This window comes from Actinomadura sp. NPDC047616 (genome assembly GCF_040642915.1).
GTDB lineage: Bacteria > Actinomycetota > Actinomycetes > Streptosporangiales > Streptosporangiaceae > Spirillospora > Spirillospora miaoliensis.
In genome coordinates, this window is sequence record NZ_JBEYTB010000011.1 from 228,796 (window position 1) to 245,460 (window position 16,665).

Below are 16,665 nucleotides of genomic sequence, written 5' to 3' on the forward strand. Positions count from 1 at the left end.
TCAATGCCGCACGCCATTTCGTCGCGTCGGCACACGAAGGAGCATCGGGTGGAAACGAATCACAACTTCCTGCAGACGGGGGGTCAACCGGTCTCGGATCGGATGCGGGAGTTGCTCGCCCGTGCGGCGCAGGACCACGTCTACGAACAGCGCTCACAGGGTCAGGTCCTGGACGAGATCCGCCAGCGGCTGGAAGGGATGGAATGGCTGCTGCGCGAGGTCCGGGAACGGGAGCTGGGCGGGCTGACCGGGCAGCTCGACGGAGTCCGGGGGCAGGTCGAGGAGCTGGCGGGCAAGCCGCCGGAGTGGGCCGAGGGCCTGGCCGAGCACATCGAGGCGGTGGGCGAGCGGGTCAAGCCGGTGGCCGAGCTGCCCGCGCTGTGGGCCGACGTGGGCGTCGTCGCCGAGAACGTCGACGAGGGGCTGACCCGGCTGCAGGCGGTGCTCGACTCCGCGCAGCACATCAACGACGCCACCCAGCAGGCGTCGCAGCGCATGGAGGAGATGACCAAGCGGCTGGACAAGCTGCAGGGCAGCATGGAGGCGGCCTCCGTCCGGTTCAACCGGCTGGACAAGTCCCTGGCCGAGCTCGGTCACCGGGCCGAGAAGCTGGAGCACTCGATCAACGGGATCACCGCCCGGGTCGACCAGTCGCTCGGTGAGATGGCCGACCGGGTGGAGCAGGGGCTGGAGGCGGTCAACGGCAGGGTCGAGGGCGTCGGCGGGCGGCTGGACGGCCTGGACGGACGGCTGGACGGGCTCGATGGCCGACTCGAGGGGCTGTCGGGCAAGCTGGACGGCCTGGACGGGCGGTTCGAGGGCATCGACGACCGGATCGGCTCGCTGGGCGAGCGGCTGGACCGGCTGCCGGCCACCCTGGAGGTCGGCGAGCTGCACCGCAAGCTGGCCGAGCTGGCGCAGCGGCCGGTGATCGACCACGGCGACCGGTTCGACGCGCTGGAGAAGCACCTCGCCGACGCGGTCCACCCGCTGATCGAGGAGCTGCGCGCCCGGCCCGACCGGGACGAGGTCAAGGCCGCCATGTCGCAGATCGCCGAGACCGCCTACAGCGACGTGGCCAAGCGCATGGACGAGTTCTCCCGCCGGTTCGAGGGCCTGCACGAGGACGTCCGCAAACGCATCGAGGGCATCCACGAGGAGGTCACCCGCAAGGTCGACGGCGCGCTGGAGGAGTTCACCACGCAGGTCGACATCGTCTCGCGCCGGGTCGAGTCGGTGCACGTGGACGTCACCAAGCAGGTCGAGTCGGTGCACACCGAGGTGGCCCGGCAGGTGGGCGGCGTGCACGAGGACATGACCAAGCGGATCGAGGACGTCCACGAGGACGTGACCAAGCAGGTCGACGTCATCCACCAGGACGTCACCAGGCGGGTCGGCGGCCTGCAGGACGCGTTCGCCAAGCGCGTCGACGGCTGGCAGGAGGAGGTCGCCCGGCGCACCGAAGCGGTGCACGCCGAGCTGGGCCGCCGGTTCGACGACGTGCAGGAGGAGGTCGGCCGCAAGGTCGACTCGGTGCACGGCGACGTCTCCAAGCAGGTCAACGCGGTGCACGAGGACGTGCTCAAGCGGCTGTCCACGCTGGAGGAGACGATGCTGGCGCTCGCCGAGGCGCTGCTGCGTCCCCGGCGCGAGAGCAAGGACTAGCCGGGGGCCGCGGAAGGCCGCGACCGGCCGTCAGGATCGGCTCGTGCGGCGGGGCGCCCGCCCGCTCCCGTGCGCCCACGGCGCCCCGCCCCGCCCCCCGCACACGCGTTTCCTCCACCGAATCCGTTCGCGCGCCGCAAGGCGTCGCGGCGACGCATGCCGATGACGTGCTTTTTGTTACGTTCCGTCTTCGCAAAATCACTCCCAACCCATGCCCGAATCGGTTTTCATGGTTCCCGTGACCCACTCTCCGGCTCCCCGACCTCCCGTCGGCACCCCGCCCGACAGCACCACGCTGCGCTGGGTGCAGGAGTGCTTCGGCCGGGGCGCCGTGGTGAAGATGGTGCGTCCGCTGCCGGGCGGGGCCGCCCACGTCAACCACGCGCTGCTGGTCGAGAGCGGCTCCGGGGAGGCGCACCGGCTGGTGCTGCGGCGGTGGCTGCCGTACGCGCCGCCCGCGCACGCCGCCGACGCCGACGCCGAGACCGCCGAGGGCGCCGCCGCGCGGCCCGCCGTGCCGGGCGTGGGCGCCGAGTTCTCCCCCGAGCGCGAGATCGCCGCGCTGGCACTGCTGGCGGGCTGCGAGGTCCCCACGCCGTCGCTGGTGGCGGCCGACCCGGCCGGCGCCTACTGCGACGCGCCCGCGCTGATCATCGAACGGCTGACCGGGCATCCGCCGCGGCCGTCGCCCGGCGACCTGCCCGAGTACCTGATCCAGATGGCGGCCGCGCTGCTGTCGGTGCACGCGGTCAACGGCGCGTCCACCATGCCGCCGTACGTTCCGTACAACCGGCTCGACGTGCGCCGGCCGCCCGTGCACGCGCAGCGTCCGGTGCTGTGGGAGCGGGCGTTCGACGTGGCGTCCGGCCCGGCCCCCGAAGCGCCGTCCAGGTTCATCCACCGCGACTACCAGCCCGACAACACCCTGTGGTCCTACGGGCGGCTGACCGGCGTGGTCGACTGGTCGGACGCCTCCTACGGCCCGATCGCCATCGACATCGCGCACATGCGCCTGCACATGGCGCTGCGGTACGGCACGGCCGCCGCCGACCGGTTCCTGTCGTCGTTCGACCAGGTGTCCGGCGGCTACCCGCACGACCCGTACTGGGACGTGCGCACCCTGCTCGACCTGCTGCCCGAGGGCGCCGGACGGATCATGGACGAGGCGCACGTCCCCCTGTTCGAGGACTACCTGGCCGCCCGGCTGGCCGAGCTCGGCGTCTCCGCCAAGTCCTGAGCCGGTCCTGGGCGGCCGGCCCTGGGCGGCCGGCCCTGGGCGGCCGGGGTCCTCAGATCCGGATCGACTCGATCGGCAGGCTGGAGTCGGCGGGCAGGCTCAGGTCGGACGGCGCCACCCCGGACGACACCATCTCGGCGCCCAGCGCGGCGACCATCGCCCCGTTGTCGGTGCACAGCTTGGGACGCGGCACCCGCAGCCGCACCCCGGCGGCGTCGCAGCGTTCCTGCGCCAGGGCCCGCAGCCGCGAGTTGGCCGCCACCCCGCCGCCGATGAGCAGGTCGTGCACGTCGTTGTCGCGGCAGACCTTGAGCGCCTTGCGGGTGAGGACGTCCACCACGGCCTCCTGGAACGAGGCGGCCACGTCCGCGACCGGCACGGGCTCGCCGGCGCGTTCCCTCGCCTCCACCCAGCGCGCCACGGCCGTCTTCAGGCCGGAGAACGAGAAGTCGTAGGTGCCGTCGTCGTACTTGCCGCGCGGGAACGGGATCGCGTCGCGGTCCCCCTCGCGGGCGCGCCGGTCGATGACGGGGCCGCCGGGGAAGCCCAGGTCGAGGACGCGGGCGACCTTGTCGAACGCCTCGCCCGCCGCGTCGTCCACGGTGGCGCCCAGCGACCGCACGTCGCTGGCCACGTCCGGCACCAGCAGCAGCGACGAGTGCCCGCCCGACACCAGCAGCGCCACGCACGGACGCGGCAGCGGCCCGTGTTCGAGCTGGTCGACGGCCACGTGCGCGGCCAGGTGGTTCACCCCGTACAGCGGCTTGCCCAGCGACAGCGCGTACGCCTTGGCCGCGGCCACGCCGACCATCAGCGCGCCCGGCAGGCCGGGCCCGGCGGTCACGGCGAGCGCGTCGACGTCCCGCATCGCGACGCCCGCGTCGGCGAGGGCGCGCTCCACGGTCGGGGTCATCGCCTCCAGGTGCGCGCGCGAGGCCACCTCGGGCACCACGCCGCCGAACCGGGCGTGCTGGTCGACGCTGGAGGCGATCGCGTCGGCCAGCAGCGTGGTGCCGCGGACGATGCCCACCCCGGTCTCGTCGCAGGACGTCTCGATGCCCAGCACCAGGGGCTCGGAGTCACGGATCACCTGTCTCGCCCTCCTTCCGGGCCGAAACCGGCCGGCGGCCCGCCGTGCGGCAGGCGGCGCATGACGATGGCGTCCACGCCGGACGGCTGGTAGTAGCGCCTGCGCAGCCCGACCCGCCGGAACCCGAACCGCTCGTACAGGCGGCGGGCCCGGTCGTTGTCGGCGCGCACCTCCAGGAACACCGCCTCGCCGCCGCGCCGGTCGGCCTCGTCCAGCAGCTCGGTCAGCAGCGCCGCGCCCACGCCCTCGCCCTGCCGTTCGGGCAGCACGGCGATGGTCTGCACGTCGGCCTGCCCGCCCGCGGCGGCCAGGCCCGCGTACCCGACGACCGCGCCGTCGTCGTCCTCGGCGACCACGTAGTGGCGGGTGCGGGGCTGGTCGGCCAGCTCGCCGCGCAGCATCTCCTCGCTCCAGGCGTCCTCGGGGAACAGCAGCCGTTCCAGCCGCATCACCGCCGGCAGGTCGGCGGCGGTCATGACGCGCAGCCGGACGCCGGTCACTGCGACACCCTCTTGCGCGGGCCGGGCTCGCGGGCGTCGGGACGCCGCAGGTACAGCGGCTCGGGCGGCAGCAGGTCGGGGCCGGGCGCGCCCGACAGCCGGGCCACCACGAGCTCGGCCAGCGCGTCGGCGCTCGGCAGCAGCGGCAGCGGCTCACGGTCGCGCGCGCCGAGGACGTCGGGGTACAGGGCGGCGCCCTCGCCGATGACCGGCAGGTCGGACGGCTGCCCGGCGAGCACGTCGGACGGGGGGCCGACGGCGGGCTCGGTGACGCGCGCCGCGGCCGTGTCGTACCGCGCCCAGTAGACCTCCTTGCGGCGGGCGTCGGTGGCGACGGCGAACGGCTCCTCGCGCCGCGACTCCCAGGCGATGACGTCCAGCGTGCACACGCCGTGGACGGGGATCTTCAGCGCCTCGCCCATCGCCCGCGCGGTGACCAGCCCGACGCGCAGCCCGGTGTAGGGGCCGGGGCCGACGCCCACGGCGATGGCGTGCAGGTCGTCGGGGGTGACGCCCGCCTCCGCCATCGTCTCGGCGATGCACGGGGTGAGCAGCTCGGTGTGCCTGCGCCGGTCGACGGCCTCCGCGCCGCCACGGCGGACGACTCCCTCGCCCGGGGACCACTCGTACAACGCGACGGTCACCGCGGCGGTGGCGGTGTCGAAAGCCAAGACCAGCACGGACTGTAAGCGTAGTGCGTTCCGGGCGGAGGTGTGCGGGGTCGGCGCCCGGATCAGCTCGCGTTGAGGCCGTCGACGGCGCCCTTGACGGCCTCCTCGGCGCCGTCCATGGCGGCGGAGGAGCCGAGCGCGTCGCCGTCGTCCCCGCCCCCGTAGTGCACGGTGACCAGCACGTTGCCCAGCCGCACGTTGGCGATGGCCTCGCCGGAGCCCTGGCCCTTGTCGACGCTGTAGACGACGTAGCCCTCCTCGCCCACGCCCTCGACGTCGCGCTTCTCGGTGAGCTCCTGCCCCGCCAGCAGCGCCTTGCCGGACTCGTCGGCGGCGCGCTCGTCGGCGAACGTGCGCCGGGCGGCCTCGACGGGCCCGCCCTGGCCGTCGGTGATCGCCCGCAGTTCCACGGTGAGCTGGCGCTTGCGTTCGCCGTTGTAGGCGCCCCACACGCACTGGCTCTGCTGGTCGCTGGCCTGGTAGTTGTCGGCCGGGTTGCTCTGGGCGCCGGGGGCGAGCCGGTCGGCGATCTCGCGGCTCAGCACCTCGCACGCGTCCGGGACGTGGTTGCGCTCGCCGCGGGCCGGGGTGGTCTCGGCGGCGCCGCTGCCGATCACCTCGCCGGACTCGCCGCCGTCGCGGCCCACGCCGAGGCCGCTGAAGATGGCGAACGCCGCAAGCACGCACACCCCGACGCCCGCCGCCACGCCCGCCAGCAGGGCCGCCAGTCGGCGTCCGGGGCGGCGTTCGCGGCCGACGCGCCGGTGGCTGCCGCTGCCCGCGCGGTGATTGCCGCTGCGATGGCTACCACTCACCGGCACCCACTCCCGAACGAAGGAAAGCTGTCAGTCGCGATGGAGAGTTCGTTACCGAAGAGTACGACATCCGCCCCGAAAGTGGTCGACCCCCACTTATCGAAAAAGGGCCACCTTTCACCGCCGACCGATGTTGTCAACTTCCGTCAACAAGATCGCCGATCACGGACGTCCAGCGTGCGCCCACCCCGGTGATCGTCACGGTGCGTTCCTCGGTGTCGTCGGCACGGGAAATGACGACCTCCAGCCGGTCGTCGGCCAGCCCCTCGGCCAGCCCCCGCCCCCATTCCACGACGGTCACCGATTCGGCGATCTCGGCGTCCAGATCAAGATCATCAAGCTCGGCGAAACCGTCCAGTCGGTAAGCGTCCACGTGCACCAGCGGCGGCCCCCCGGCCAGCGACGGATGCACCCGCGCGATCACGAACGTGGGCGAGGTGATCGGGCCGCGCACCTTCAGCCCCTCGGCGACGCCCTGCGTCAGGGTGGTCTTGCCCGCGCCGAGGTCGCCGGTCAGCACCAGCAGGTCCCCGGCGCGCAGCCCCCCGGCCAGGCGCAGCCCCAGCTCGCGCATGTCCTCCGCGCCCGGCACCCGCACCGTCACCGTGGCGTTCATCGGCGCCTCGCGCCCTTCCGGCTCGCTCACGCGGTTCGCTCCTCGCGTTGGGGGTGGGCGCGTTCGAGCAGGCGGCGCAGCCCGCCGGTGACGACGCCCGGATACTCCAGCGGCAGCACGTGCCCGGCGTCGCCGACCTCGATCAGCTCGGCGTCCGGCAGCGCCTCGGCGATGCGGCGCGAGTGCTCGGGCGGGGTGAGCCGGTCCTGCCCGCCGGCCAGCACCAGCACCGGGACGCGGCCGATCGGCTCCAGCGCGCACACCTCGTCCAGCGCCATCAGCGCCGGGTAGAACTGGGCGATCACGTCGATCGGGGTGGCGCGGATCATCTGCTCCAGGAAGTCCACCACCGTGGGGCTGACGTGCTTGTCGGCGAAGGCCATCTTGCGGGTCACCACGAACGTCAGGTCGCCGGCCAGGCCGCGGGCGCGGTCGACCAGCTGGGCCTGGCGGCCGAGGTTGCGTATCGCGCCGTTGGCCAGCGGGCGCAGCGCCTTGGCCAGCACCAGGGGCAGCCCCAGCGTCATCTCCGCCATGTCGCCGCAGGAGGTGTTGATCAGGGCGACCCCGGCGACGCGGAGCCTGCCGCGCTGGGCGCCGAAGATCTGCGGGTGCCGGTCCGCCAGCGCCATGATCGACATGCCGCCCATGGAGTGGCCCACCAGCACCACCGGCGAGCCCGCCGGGACGGTGGCGCGCAGCACCGCGTACAGGTCCTCGCCGGTCTGCGCGATCGTGGCGTGGGTGGGCTTGCTGCGCCCGGACCGGCCGTGGCTGCGCTGGTCCCAGAACACCATGCGCGGCCGGCCGAGCCCCGGACGCGGCGTGGGCAGGTCGCGCCGCTGGTAGTGCCAGGAGTCCTGGTTGAGCGTGTAGCCGTGGCAGAACACCACGGTCAGCGGCGCGTCCTCCGGCCCGTCGACCTCCACGTACAGCGGCAGGCCGTCGTCGGCGAGCACGGTCAGCGGACGGCCGCGCAGCTCGCCGAACGGCTCGCCGGCGTCGGGATCGGGCCGCAGACGGCGGCGCCCCACGGCCAGCTGCCGCAGCCCCACCGCGGCGCCCACGCCCGCCGCGCCGACGCCCGCGACGGTACCGGCGATGCCCAGCCTTCGTCTCCTACCCATGCCTGACCCCTTCGTGCGGCCGAGTCGCGGGCCGCCCCGCGTACACCCGAGGCACCCGGGAACCGATGCGGGTGACGATCTCATACGAGATCGTGCCGAGCGCGTCCGCCCACTCCTGCGCGGTCGGCTCGCCCCGGTCGCCGGTCCCGAACAGGATGATCTCGTCCCCGGCGGCCAGTTCGTCGTCGCCCAGGTCGATGACGAACTGGTCCATGCAGACCCGGCCCGCGATGCGGCGCCGCCGCCCGCCCGCCAGCACCTCCAGCACGTTGGAGCCGTGCCGGGGGACGCCGTCGCCGTACCCGACCGGGACGACGGCCAGGGTGGTCTCCCGCTCGGTGACGTAGGTGTGCCCGTACGACACGCCGCTGCCCGCCGGAACCCGCTTCACCAGGGCCGCGTCGGCGACCAGCGTCATGGCGGGCCGCAGCCCGAAGCCGCCGAGCTGCGGCACCGGCGTCAGCCCGTAGGTGGCGATGCCGGGACGGACCAGGTCGAAGCGCGCCTCCGGCAGCGTCAGCGTGGCCGCGGAGTTGGCCAGGTGCCGCACCTCGGGCCGCACCCCCGCCTTCTCGGCGTGCTCCACCATCTCGCGGAACAGGGCGACCTGGCGGGCGACGGAGGGATGGCCGACCTCGTCGGCGCACGCCAGGTGCGACATCAGCCCGACCACGCGCAGGCGCCCGGCCGCCTCGGCGGCCAGCGCGGCGTCCACCAGGGCGGGCCAGTCGTCGGGGCCCACGCCGCCCCGGGACATGCCGGTGTCGGCCTTGAGGTGGACGCGGGCGGGACGCCCGGCCCGGACCGCCGCCTCGGCGATCTCCCGGACCAGCCGGACGCTCCCGGCGGCCAGGTCGACGTCCGCGGCGACCGCCTGCTCGAACGGCTCGCCCGGCACGCAGAGGCAGACCAGCGTCCGGACCCCGGTCACGCCCTCGTCCCGCAGTCGCAGCGCCTCGTCGAGCTTGGCCACGCCCAGCCAGGTGGCCCCGCCCGCCAGCGCCGCCCGGGCGGCGGGCACCAGGCCGTGGCCGTACGCCTCGGCCTTCACCATGGCCATGACCTCGGCACCGCCGGCGTGCTCGCGCAGCAGCGCGATGTTCGCGCCGATGGCCTCCAGGTCGATGCGTGCCTGCGCTGGAATCCTCATGGTTCCCCAGTCTGCCGCGCCGGCGGCCGTGGCCGGACCATATCGCTGCCCTTCCTGCCTGCTCACGGCCCTGTACGGCGGCATCCTGCGTTCCGTTCTCGCCCGGCGACGGCGCCGGGCGCGTTCCAGCGAAACACCTGTCGCGAACACCTATGGGGTTTCTACCCCCATAGGGACGTCTACGCCCGGTCGGCCGATTCGCCCATGACCTGCGATTCAGGAATTACAGTTCAGGATAGCGCTCAGGACAGGGCGCGGAAGGCCTCGGGCAGGGCGCCGATGACGTCGTAGGCGCTGATGGGCGCCTCGGAGGGGTGGCCCGCCCCGGCCCTGACCGGGCCCCGGGAGGCGATGCGGGCCGCCAGGCCGTGCAGGTACGCCCCAGAGGCGGCGGCGTCCAGCCCGGACATCCCGCCCGCCAGCAGCGCGCCGATCAGCCCGGACAGCACGTCCCCCGTGCCCGCCGTGGCCAGCCGGGGGGTGCCGGTGGGATTCACCCGTACGGGACGGTCCTCCTCGGCGACGAGCGTGGTCGACCCCTTCAGCAGCACCGTGGCCGACAGTTCGGAGGCGGCCCGCCGGGCGTGTTCCAGACGCCGCGCCTCGACCAGCTCCCGTTCCACCCCGAGGATCCGCCCCAGTTCCCCGGCGTGGGGGGTGAGGACGGTGGGGGCCTCACGCCGCAACAGGTCGCGGCGGCGGGCCAGGACGGTCAGCCCGTCGGCGTCCACCAGGACGGGAAGGTCGGTGCCCAGGGTCGCTTCGAGCAGGGACTCGGCCTCGGCCCCGGTGCCCAGCCCCGGCCCCACCACCCACGCCTGGACGCGGCCGATGCGTTCGAGCGCCTTGACCCCGCCGCTCCCAGGGGGAAGCACGGTCGTGACCGCTTCGGGCCAACGGTGCCGCACCAGTTCCACGGGATGCTCGACGGAGGCGAAGCGCACCATGCCCGCACCGCCGTGCACCGCCCCGCCCGTGCACAGCACCGCCGCGCCGGTGAAGTCCTCGCCGCCCGCCAGGATCCCCACCACGCCGCGCCGGTACTTGTCGGACTCCGGACGCGGCTCGGGCGGCTGCACGTCCACCGGCCAGGCCGCCACCACGTCGGGGTCGGGCAGGTCCGGGCCGAGGCCGATGTCGACCAGCTCCACCACGCCGCAGCAGGCCGCGCCGGGGTCGATGAGCAGGCCGGGCTTGTAGGTGCCGAACGTGACGGTCACGTCCGCGTGCACGGCCACGCCGTCCACCCGGCCGGAACTCGCGTCCACCCCGCTGGGCACGTCGCAGGCCACCACGACGCCGGTCGCCTGGGAGGCGAGCACGGCCAGGGTCGCGTGCGGCTCGCGCAGGCCGCCCGTCCCGCCGATCCCGGTCAGCCCGTCGATGATCAGGTCGGCCGTCTCGATCACCGCGGCCGCGGACGGGGACACCGCCTCGCCGTCCACCCGGTCCAGCACGCGGCCGCCGGCGGCGCGCAGCGCGGCCAGCCCGCCCCGGTGGGTCCGGGAACCGGCGGGCACGGCGGTCACCCGGGCGCCCCGGCGGGCCAGCCGGGCGCCCGCGTACAGGGCGTCGCCGCCGTTGTCTCCCCCGCCGACCAGCAGCACGACGTCCGCCCCGTACACGCGCGGCAGCATCCGGGCGCAGACCGCGGCCAGCCCGGCGGCGGCGCGCTGCATGAGCGCGCCCTCGGGCAGCCGGGCCATCAGGGCCCCTTCCGCGGCGCGAACCTTGCCGACCTCGTGCGCGTACCTCATCCCCAGCTTCCTCTCCGCCCTCGCCGGAAAACCCGCCGTCCCCGAGTACCACTGCCCCCTACGCGCGTCCTGATCACCATCCTGGGGCGCCGCCCACTCCGACGATCACTTCCAAGACTGCCATGAGGCCCGGAATGCGGCCCGGCCGCTGCCCTGGAGGCGCCCGGTGAGGCAGACTGCAATGGCAAAAGGTCTTCGGGGTCTTCGTTGGGGCGGAGTAAACGCAGCATGAGCGCAACCCCACGTCCGTCCGTCCGGCAGCAACGCCTCGCCGCCGAGCTGCGCCGGTTGCGTGCGCTGAGCGGGTTCACCGGCGACGAGGTCGCCGACCGCCTGTCCTGGTCGACCGCCAAGGTCAGCCGGCTGGAGAACGCCCGCACCGGCGCGCGGCTGAGCGACGTCGAGATGCTCCTGGAGCTGTACGGGGTGAACGGGCGGCGCCGCGCCGAGCTGATCGCGCTGGCCCGCGACGCGGCGCAGCGCGGCTGGTGGGAGGACTATCCCTGGCTCGACCCCGGGTACGCGCAGCTGATCTCACTGGAGACCGAGGCCGACGCCGAGCTGCAGTGGGAGAATGTGGTGGTGCCCGGCCTGCTGCAGACCGAGTCGTACGCCCGGCACGTCGTGGGCGGCTGGAACTACCTGGACCGCCGCATCTCCCCCCAGGAGATCGAACGCCGCATCGAGCTGCGCATCCGCCGCCAGGAGGTGCTGCGGCGGCCCGACCCGATGCGGCTGGAGCTGGTGCTGGACGAGGCGGTCCTGCACCGCCGGGTCGGCGACGCGGCGGTGATGGCCGAGCAGATGGAACATCTGCGCCGCTCGGCCGAGTTGCCGCACATTTCTTTGCGCATTCTGCCGCTGGATGGATTTCATGCCATCATGGAGCCGTCCTTCACCCTGCTGGAGTTCTCCGATATCTACGACGTGCAGTTCCCTGACATCGTCTACTCGGAGACGCTGACGATGGACTACCTGACCGACGAGTCGGTCACCTTCCGGGCCCGGCTGGCGCACCGGCAAATGGCCGAGGACGCGCTCGACCCGACGGAATCCCGCATCCACCTCGCGGCCGCCAGGGACATGTGGAGCAGCCGCGCCTGACCCGGCGTCCACGCAGGTCAGCATGGGATTCCGAAACAATGGTCAAATCCGCGGCCGTTACCCGCGGGCATCATGAAGACCACTGAACATTTCTGCTAGGGTCGCCGTGTCTGGCGTCCGGCAGCACACCTCCGGACATCGAGCCGCGCAGTTCCCGGTCCGTTCACCGCGACGGACGCTGCGGCGCTCGACGCGGATTCGCGAACCGCCCTACATCGAAACGGACATAAATTCTGAAAGGCGCAAAGTGGCGTCAGGTAATAGCAACTGGGGTAGCTGGCGGAAAAGCTCGCGCTGTGGCGGGAGCACGACCTGCGTCGAGGTCGCCGCGCTGCCCGGCGGGGTGATCGGCGCCCGCGACTCCGCCCGCGACGGCGGCCCGGAGCTGAGCTTCTCCGCGGCCGCGTGGGGCTCGTTCGTCACGGAGGTCAAGCGGGGGCGCTTCGACCTCACCCGGGGCGTCGAGGCCCGCTGATCGCATGGCCGGTGCCGTCGGCGTGTACGGCGGCACCGGCAGGACACAGCTTTCTGTCCCGCCCGCCCGGCGACATGTCGTATATCAAAGGGTATATAAGGCAATGTCGGCAATGTGGCCGCCAGCCCTGATGAGGATGTTCGCCGGGAGGCGTAATGGGGCAGCAGCAGGGGGCGACGGCGCACTGGAGGAAAAGCGGCCGCTGCGGCGGCAACGGAACGTGCGTCGAAGTCGCCCGCCTCGACGGCGGCGCGATCGGGGTCCGCGACAGCGTCCTCGGCGCGTCGGGACCCGTGCTGAGGTTCGCCCCCGCCGAGTGGCGCGCCTTCGCCGCCAGAATCAAATCGGCCGCCGAACCCTGACCCACGCCCCGCACCACCCCCACGCGCGTCAGGCCACTCCGCCAGGCGGGTCAGGGCACTCCCGCGGGCGTCAGGCCACTCCGGCGCGTCAGGCGGCTCGCGGGCGGGTCAGGCTATGCGGACGGCGCGTGGCACGTGGTACATCGGGGTGCGCAGGCGACGGGCGCTGATCCACAGCGCGCCGCCCGCCAGGGCCAGGTCGAAGGCCAGGCCGTACGGCCACACCGGGCCGCCCTCCTGCACGCGCCACGCCCCCGGCAACCCGTCGACGGGCTGGTCGCCGAGGCGGGCCCGGCGCACCTCGTGGCCGATCGAGCCCAGCAGGTCGTCGGACCGCGGCTGCGTGATGACCCTGTCGTTGAGGTAGATCCGGCGCTCGGGCAGGCGCGGGGCGGCGTCGGCCAGCACCACCACGGGGTTGGGCGCCAGCAGCCACCACACCCGCTCGGAGTGGTCGTCTCCGTCGAAGCCCTCGCTCAGCGGCAGCGCCAGCGTGTACAGCAGCGGCGTCCCCACCAGCAGCGCGAACACCGTCACGTACGACAGCAGCACCGAGGTGATGCTGCGCGCCACCAGCGCCGACCAGCCCTGCGAGACCGCGCACACGATCCCGATCAGCAGCACCATCACGGTCAGCACCACGGCCGCGTGCCCCACGCCGACCGCGCCCTCCAGCACCGGCCACAGCACGGACGGCATGGTCAGCAGCAGCACCACCAGGCCCGTCCCCCACGACGCGGCCAGCTTGCCCGTGGCGATCTCGCCCGCGGTCAGCCGGGTGACCTGCAGCGCGGCCAGGGTGCCGCGTTCCCGGTCGCCGTTGACCGACTGCGCGCTCAGCGACGGGGCGACCAGCAGGACGAGCACCAGCACCGCCAGCAGCACCCCGCCGAACATCGGCACGCCCGCGCTGTCCTCGCCGGGGCTCTGGTCGGCCTCGATCGCCAGCCGGAACAGCACCGCCAGGCCGTTGACGACCGCGAACCACACGCCCATGAGGACCCGCCAGCGGCCGGTGCGCAGCCGGGTCCGGATCTCCTGACGGGCCACCAGCCCGACGCCCGCAACCGTCATGTCTCACCCGTCCTCGGTCATCGCCAGGTAGGTCGCCTCCAGGGCGCCGGCCGCCGGGGCGAACCCGGTCACGCGGACGTTCCCGGCGACCAGGGCGGCCAGCAGGTCGGCCGCCTGGTCCTCGGTCAGCGGGCCCACCTCGGCGCCGCCGGGCAGGTCGCTGATCTCACCGACGTCCGGCCGCCCGGCCAGCGCCGCGGCCAGGGCGGCGGGATCCTGGGCCCGCACCCGCCAGCGGGTGCGGCCGGACGGCCCGGCGGCGGTCAGCTCGGTCATGCCGTGCACGTCCACCACGCCGCCCCGGTCGACGAGCACCACCCGGTCGGCGATCTCCTCCAGCTCGCTGAGGATGTGGCTGGACACCAGCACCGCCACGCCGTCGGCGGCCAGCGACCGCAGCAGGTCGCGCAGCTCGACGCGCGAGCGCGGGTCCAGGCCGGACGCGGGCTCGTCCAGCATCAGCACGCGCGGCCGGTGCACCAGCGCGCGGGCCACGCCGAGCCGCTGCTTCTGCCCGCGCGACAGCACGTGCACCGGCCGGCCCAGGTACTCCTCCAGGCGGACCAGGGACAGCAGTGCGCGGATGCGGCGCGACCGCTCCTCGCGCGGCACCCGGTAGGCGTCGGCGAAGAACGCCAGGTACTCGTCGACGGTGAGCTGGTCGTAGACGCCGAACGTGTCGGGCATCCAGCCCAGCGCGCCGCGCGCCCGGTCGGCGTGGGTCGCCAGGTCGTACCCGGCGACGCGCACCTGACCGGCGTCCGGCGCCAGCAGCGTCGCCAGCACGAGCAGCAGCGTCGTCTTACCCGCCCCGTTGGGGCCGACCAGCGCGGTCACCTGGCCGTACGGGATCGTCAGGTCCAGGCCGCGCAGCGCGGCGACCTCCCCGAAGTACCGGGTGACCCCGTACGCCTCGACCGCGTGCCCCGAATCGACGTCCGGTCGCACCGCCACCTCCCCGCCTCACCGTGACGTCCACTGCGACGCGACCCGACAACGGGGAGTTTCGGGTGATATGCGGTGTTACCGGACTGTGATCCGATTCACTCCACGGTGACGGACTTGGCCAGGTTGCGCGGCTGGTCGACGTCGTGGCCCTTGGCGGTGGCCAGCTCGCACGCGAACACCTGCAGCGGCACGGTGGTCACCAGCGGCTGCAGCAGCGTCGGCACGGCGGGAACGCGGATCAGCGTGTCGGCGTACGGCTCCACCGACGCGTCCCCCTCCTCGGCGATCACGATGGTGCGGGCGCCGCGGGCGCGGATCTCCTGGATGTTGGAGACGATCTTGTCGTGCAGGACGGCCCGGGCGCGCGGCGGCACCACCACCACGACCGGCAGGTCCTTGTCGATGAGCGCGATCGGGCCGTGCTTGAGCTCACCGGCGGCGAAGCCCTCGGCCTGCATGTACGCCAGCTCCTTGAGCTTGAGCGCGCCCTCCAGCGCCACCGGGAAGCCGACATGCCGGCCGAGGAACAGCACGCAGTGGCCGTCCGCCAGGGAGCGGGCCAGCTCGCGCACCGGCTCCATGGTCTCCAGGACCTTCTCCACCTTCTCCGGCATCCGCTCCAGGAGCTGGATCATCGCGAACACCTCGTCGCCCCACTTGGTGCCGCGCACCTGCCCCAGGTACAGCGCGATCAGGTACACCGCGACGAGCTGGGTCAGGAACGTCTTGGTGGCCGCGACGCCGACCTCGGGACCGGCGTGGGTGTAGAGCACGCCGTCGCACTCGCGCGGGATCGTCGAGCCGTTGACGTTGCACACCGCCAGCACCCTGGCGTGCTGCTCGCGGGCGTGCCGCACCGCCATGAGCGTGTCCATGGTCTCGCCGGACTGGGAGATCGCGATGACCAGGGTGGTGCGGGTCAGGATCGGGTCGCGGTAGCGGAACTCGCTGGCCAGCTCCACCTCGCAGGGCAGCCCCGCCCAGTGCTCGATGGCGTACTTGGCGATCAGCCCGGCGTGGTAGGCGGTGCCGCACGCCACGATGATGATCTTGTCGATCTCGCGGAGCTGCTCGTCGGTCAGCCGCATCTCGTCCAGCACCAGGCGCCCGTCCGCGCCGATCCGGCCGAGCAGGGTGTCGGCGACCGCCCGCGGCTGCTCGGCGATCTCCTTGAGCATGAAGTAGTCGTAGCCGCCCTTCTCGGCGGCCGACACGTCCCAGTCGACGTGGTACTCGCGGATCTCGGCCGGACGGCCGTCGAAGTCGGTGACGGTCACGCCGTCGCGGCGCAGCTCCACCACCTGGTCCTGGCCCAGCTCGATCGCGTCCCGGGTGTGGGCGATGAACGCCGCCACGTCGCTGGCCAGGAAGTTCTCCCCGTCGCCGACACCGACGACCAGCGGCGAGTTGCGGCGCGCGCCCACCACCAGGCCGGGGTCGTCGGCGTGCACCGCCACCAGCGTGAACGCGCCCTCCAGGCGGCGGCACACCCGGCGCATCGCCTCGGCCAGGTCGCCGCCGGCGCGCGGCAGCTCGTCCTCCAGCAGGTGCGCGACGACCTCGGTGTCGGTGTCGGAGTCCAGGGCGTGCCCGCCCTCGTCCAGCTCGGCGCGCAGCCGGGCGAAGTTCTCGATGATCCCGTTGTGGATGACCGCGACCGTCCCGGCGCAGTCGGTGTGCGGGTGGGCGTTGCGGTCGTTGGGCGGGCCGTGCGTCGCCCACCGGGTGTGCCCCATGCCCAGCGTCCCGTCGGGCAGCGGGTCATTCTCCAGGGCTCCGCGCAGGTTGACCAGCTTGCCGGCGCGCTTGGCCGTGGCCAGCTTCCCGTCGGCGAGCACGGCCACACCGGCAGAGTCGTAGCCGCGGTACTCCAGCCGCGCCAGCCCCTCGACCACGATGTCCAACGCCGGCCGGTCGCCGACGTACCCAACGATTCCGCACATGGCGGCAAGCCTATTGGGTGCCGGCTCATGGGCCCCACCAGCGAATGCCAAAGTGAACGGCTACAGCGTGTACGGACGGTGAACTGTGGGAGACCCCTCCCGGCTCGCCCCCGGCGGGGCGGCACGTGACG

At 73.4% G+C, this 16,665-nt stretch carries 16 protein-coding genes; 5 read left to right on the forward strand and 11 right to left on the reverse strand.

The genetic code is table 11. The features are described 5' to 3' along the window. The first annotated feature begins 48 nt into the window (after positions 1–48). Both ABZ801_RS25985 and ABZ801_RS25990 read left to right on the forward strand, forming a co-directional pair. The gene (locus ABZ801_RS25985) at positions 49–1,665 is read left to right on the forward strand and encodes a hypothetical protein (protein WP_360702357.1); all 1,617 of its coding nucleotides are present in this window, start codon (positions 49–51) and stop codon (positions 1,663–1,665) included. A 229-nt stretch (positions 1,666–1,894) separates the two neighbouring features. Next, the gene (locus tag ABZ801_RS25990; protein ID WP_360702360.1) at positions 1,895–2,902 is read left to right on the forward strand and encodes an aminoglycoside phosphotransferase family protein; all 1,008 of its coding nucleotides are present in this window, start codon (positions 1,895–1,897) and stop codon (positions 2,900–2,902) included. A 52-nt stretch (positions 2,903–2,954) separates the two neighbouring features. Here the strand turns inward: ABZ801_RS25990 and tsaD are convergent, their stop codons facing one another. The 8 genes from tsaD to ABZ801_RS26030 all read right to left on the reverse strand — a co-directional run bounded on the left by tsaD (position 2,955) and on the right by ABZ801_RS26030 (position 10,628). Then, positions 2,955–3,992 (reverse strand): tRNA (adenosine(37)-N6)-threonylcarbamoyltransferase complex transferase subunit TsaD, encoded by a 1,038-nt coding sequence (tsaD, locus tag ABZ801_RS25995; RefSeq protein WP_344947698.1) that lies wholly within the window; start codon positions 3,990–3,992, stop codon positions 2,955–2,957. Then, positions 3,989–4,492 (reverse strand): ribosomal protein S18-alanine N-acetyltransferase, encoded by a 504-nt coding sequence (gene rimI, locus ABZ801_RS26000; protein ID WP_344947695.1) that lies wholly within the window; start codon positions 4,490–4,492, stop codon positions 3,989–3,991. The genes tsaD and rimI overlap by 4 nt, the downstream gene beginning before the upstream one ends. Then, complete coding sequence (gene tsaB / locus ABZ801_RS26005; protein ID WP_360702364.1) at positions 4,489–5,172, reverse strand: tRNA (adenosine(37)-N6)-threonylcarbamoyltransferase complex dimerization subunit type 1 TsaB; 684 nt, start codon at positions 5,170–5,172, stop codon at positions 4,489–4,491. The genes rimI and tsaB overlap by 4 nt, the downstream gene beginning before the upstream one ends. A 53-nt stretch (positions 5,173–5,225) precedes the next feature. After that, positions 5,226–5,978 (reverse strand): hypothetical protein, encoded by a 753-nt coding sequence (locus ABZ801_RS26010; RefSeq protein ID WP_344947689.1) that lies wholly within the window; start codon positions 5,976–5,978, stop codon positions 5,226–5,228. A gap of 136 nt (positions 5,979–6,114) precedes the next feature. Beyond that, positions 6,115–6,594 carry a tRNA (adenosine(37)-N6)-threonylcarbamoyltransferase complex ATPase subunit type 1 TsaE gene (gene tsaE / locus ABZ801_RS26015; RefSeq protein ID WP_360702550.1) on the reverse strand — a complete coding sequence of 160 codons (480 nt, stop codon included), beginning with the start codon at positions 6,592–6,594 and terminating at the stop codon, positions 6,115–6,117. A gap of 26 nt (positions 6,595–6,620) precedes the next feature. Beyond that, entirely contained in the window at positions 6,621–7,721 is a 1,101-nt protein-coding gene (locus ABZ801_RS26020) for an alpha/beta hydrolase (protein ID WP_344947686.1), read from the reverse strand. Then, positions 7,714–8,871 carry an alanine racemase gene (gene alr / locus ABZ801_RS26025; RefSeq protein WP_360702367.1) on the reverse strand — a complete coding sequence of 386 codons (1,158 nt, stop codon included), beginning with the start codon at positions 8,869–8,871 and terminating at the stop codon, positions 7,714–7,716. Before alr ends, ABZ801_RS26020 begins: the two co-directional genes overlap by 8 nt. Before the next feature lie 242 nt (positions 8,872–9,113). Then, positions 9,114–10,628: an NAD(P)H-hydrate dehydratase gene (locus tag ABZ801_RS26030; RefSeq protein ID WP_360702370.1), complete on the reverse strand. Its 1,515-nt coding sequence runs from the start codon at positions 10,626–10,628 to the stop codon at positions 9,114–9,116. Positions 10,629–10,856: 228 nt separating this feature from the next. Between ABZ801_RS26030 and ABZ801_RS26035 the strand changes: the two genes are divergently transcribed. The 3 genes from ABZ801_RS26035 (at position 10,857) to ABZ801_RS26045 (ending at position 12,569) form a co-directional block, all read left to right on the forward strand. Continuing rightward, on the forward strand, positions 10,857–11,732 hold the full coding sequence (locus ABZ801_RS26035; RefSeq protein ID WP_344947677.1) for a helix-turn-helix transcriptional regulator: 876 nt from the start codon (positions 10,857–10,859) through the stop codon (positions 11,730–11,732). 247 nt (positions 11,733–11,979) lie between these two features. Beyond that, positions 11,980–12,207 carry a DUF397 domain-containing protein gene (locus ABZ801_RS26040; protein ID WP_344947674.1) on the forward strand — a complete coding sequence of 76 codons (228 nt, stop codon included), beginning with the start codon at positions 11,980–11,982 and terminating at the stop codon, positions 12,205–12,207. 155 nt (positions 12,208–12,362) lie between these two features. Continuing rightward, positions 12,363–12,569 (forward strand): DUF397 domain-containing protein, encoded by a 207-nt coding sequence (locus ABZ801_RS26045; RefSeq protein ID WP_360702374.1) that lies wholly within the window; start codon positions 12,363–12,365, stop codon positions 12,567–12,569. A gap of 108 nt (positions 12,570–12,677) precedes the next feature. On the opposite strand, the gene ABZ801_RS26050 is transcribed toward ABZ801_RS26045, so the two are convergent. The 3 genes from ABZ801_RS26050 to glmS all read right to left on the reverse strand — a co-directional run bounded on the left by ABZ801_RS26050 (position 12,678) and on the right by glmS (position 16,534). Beyond that, complete coding sequence (locus ABZ801_RS26050; RefSeq protein ID WP_360702377.1) at positions 12,678–13,643, reverse strand: hypothetical protein; 966 nt, start codon at positions 13,641–13,643, stop codon at positions 12,678–12,680. Positions 13,644–13,646: 3 nt separating this feature from the next. After that, positions 13,647–14,591, reverse strand: a complete 945-nt coding sequence (locus ABZ801_RS26055) for an ABC transporter ATP-binding protein (RefSeq protein ID WP_360702380.1) — start codon at positions 14,589–14,591, stop codon at positions 13,647–13,649. Positions 14,592–14,686: 95 nt separating this feature from the next. After that, positions 14,687–16,534 (reverse strand): glutamine--fructose-6-phosphate transaminase (isomerizing), encoded by a 1,848-nt coding sequence (glmS, locus tag ABZ801_RS26060; RefSeq protein ID WP_344947663.1) that lies wholly within the window; start codon positions 16,532–16,534, stop codon positions 14,687–14,689. Positions 16,535–16,665 lie beyond the last annotated feature (131 nt).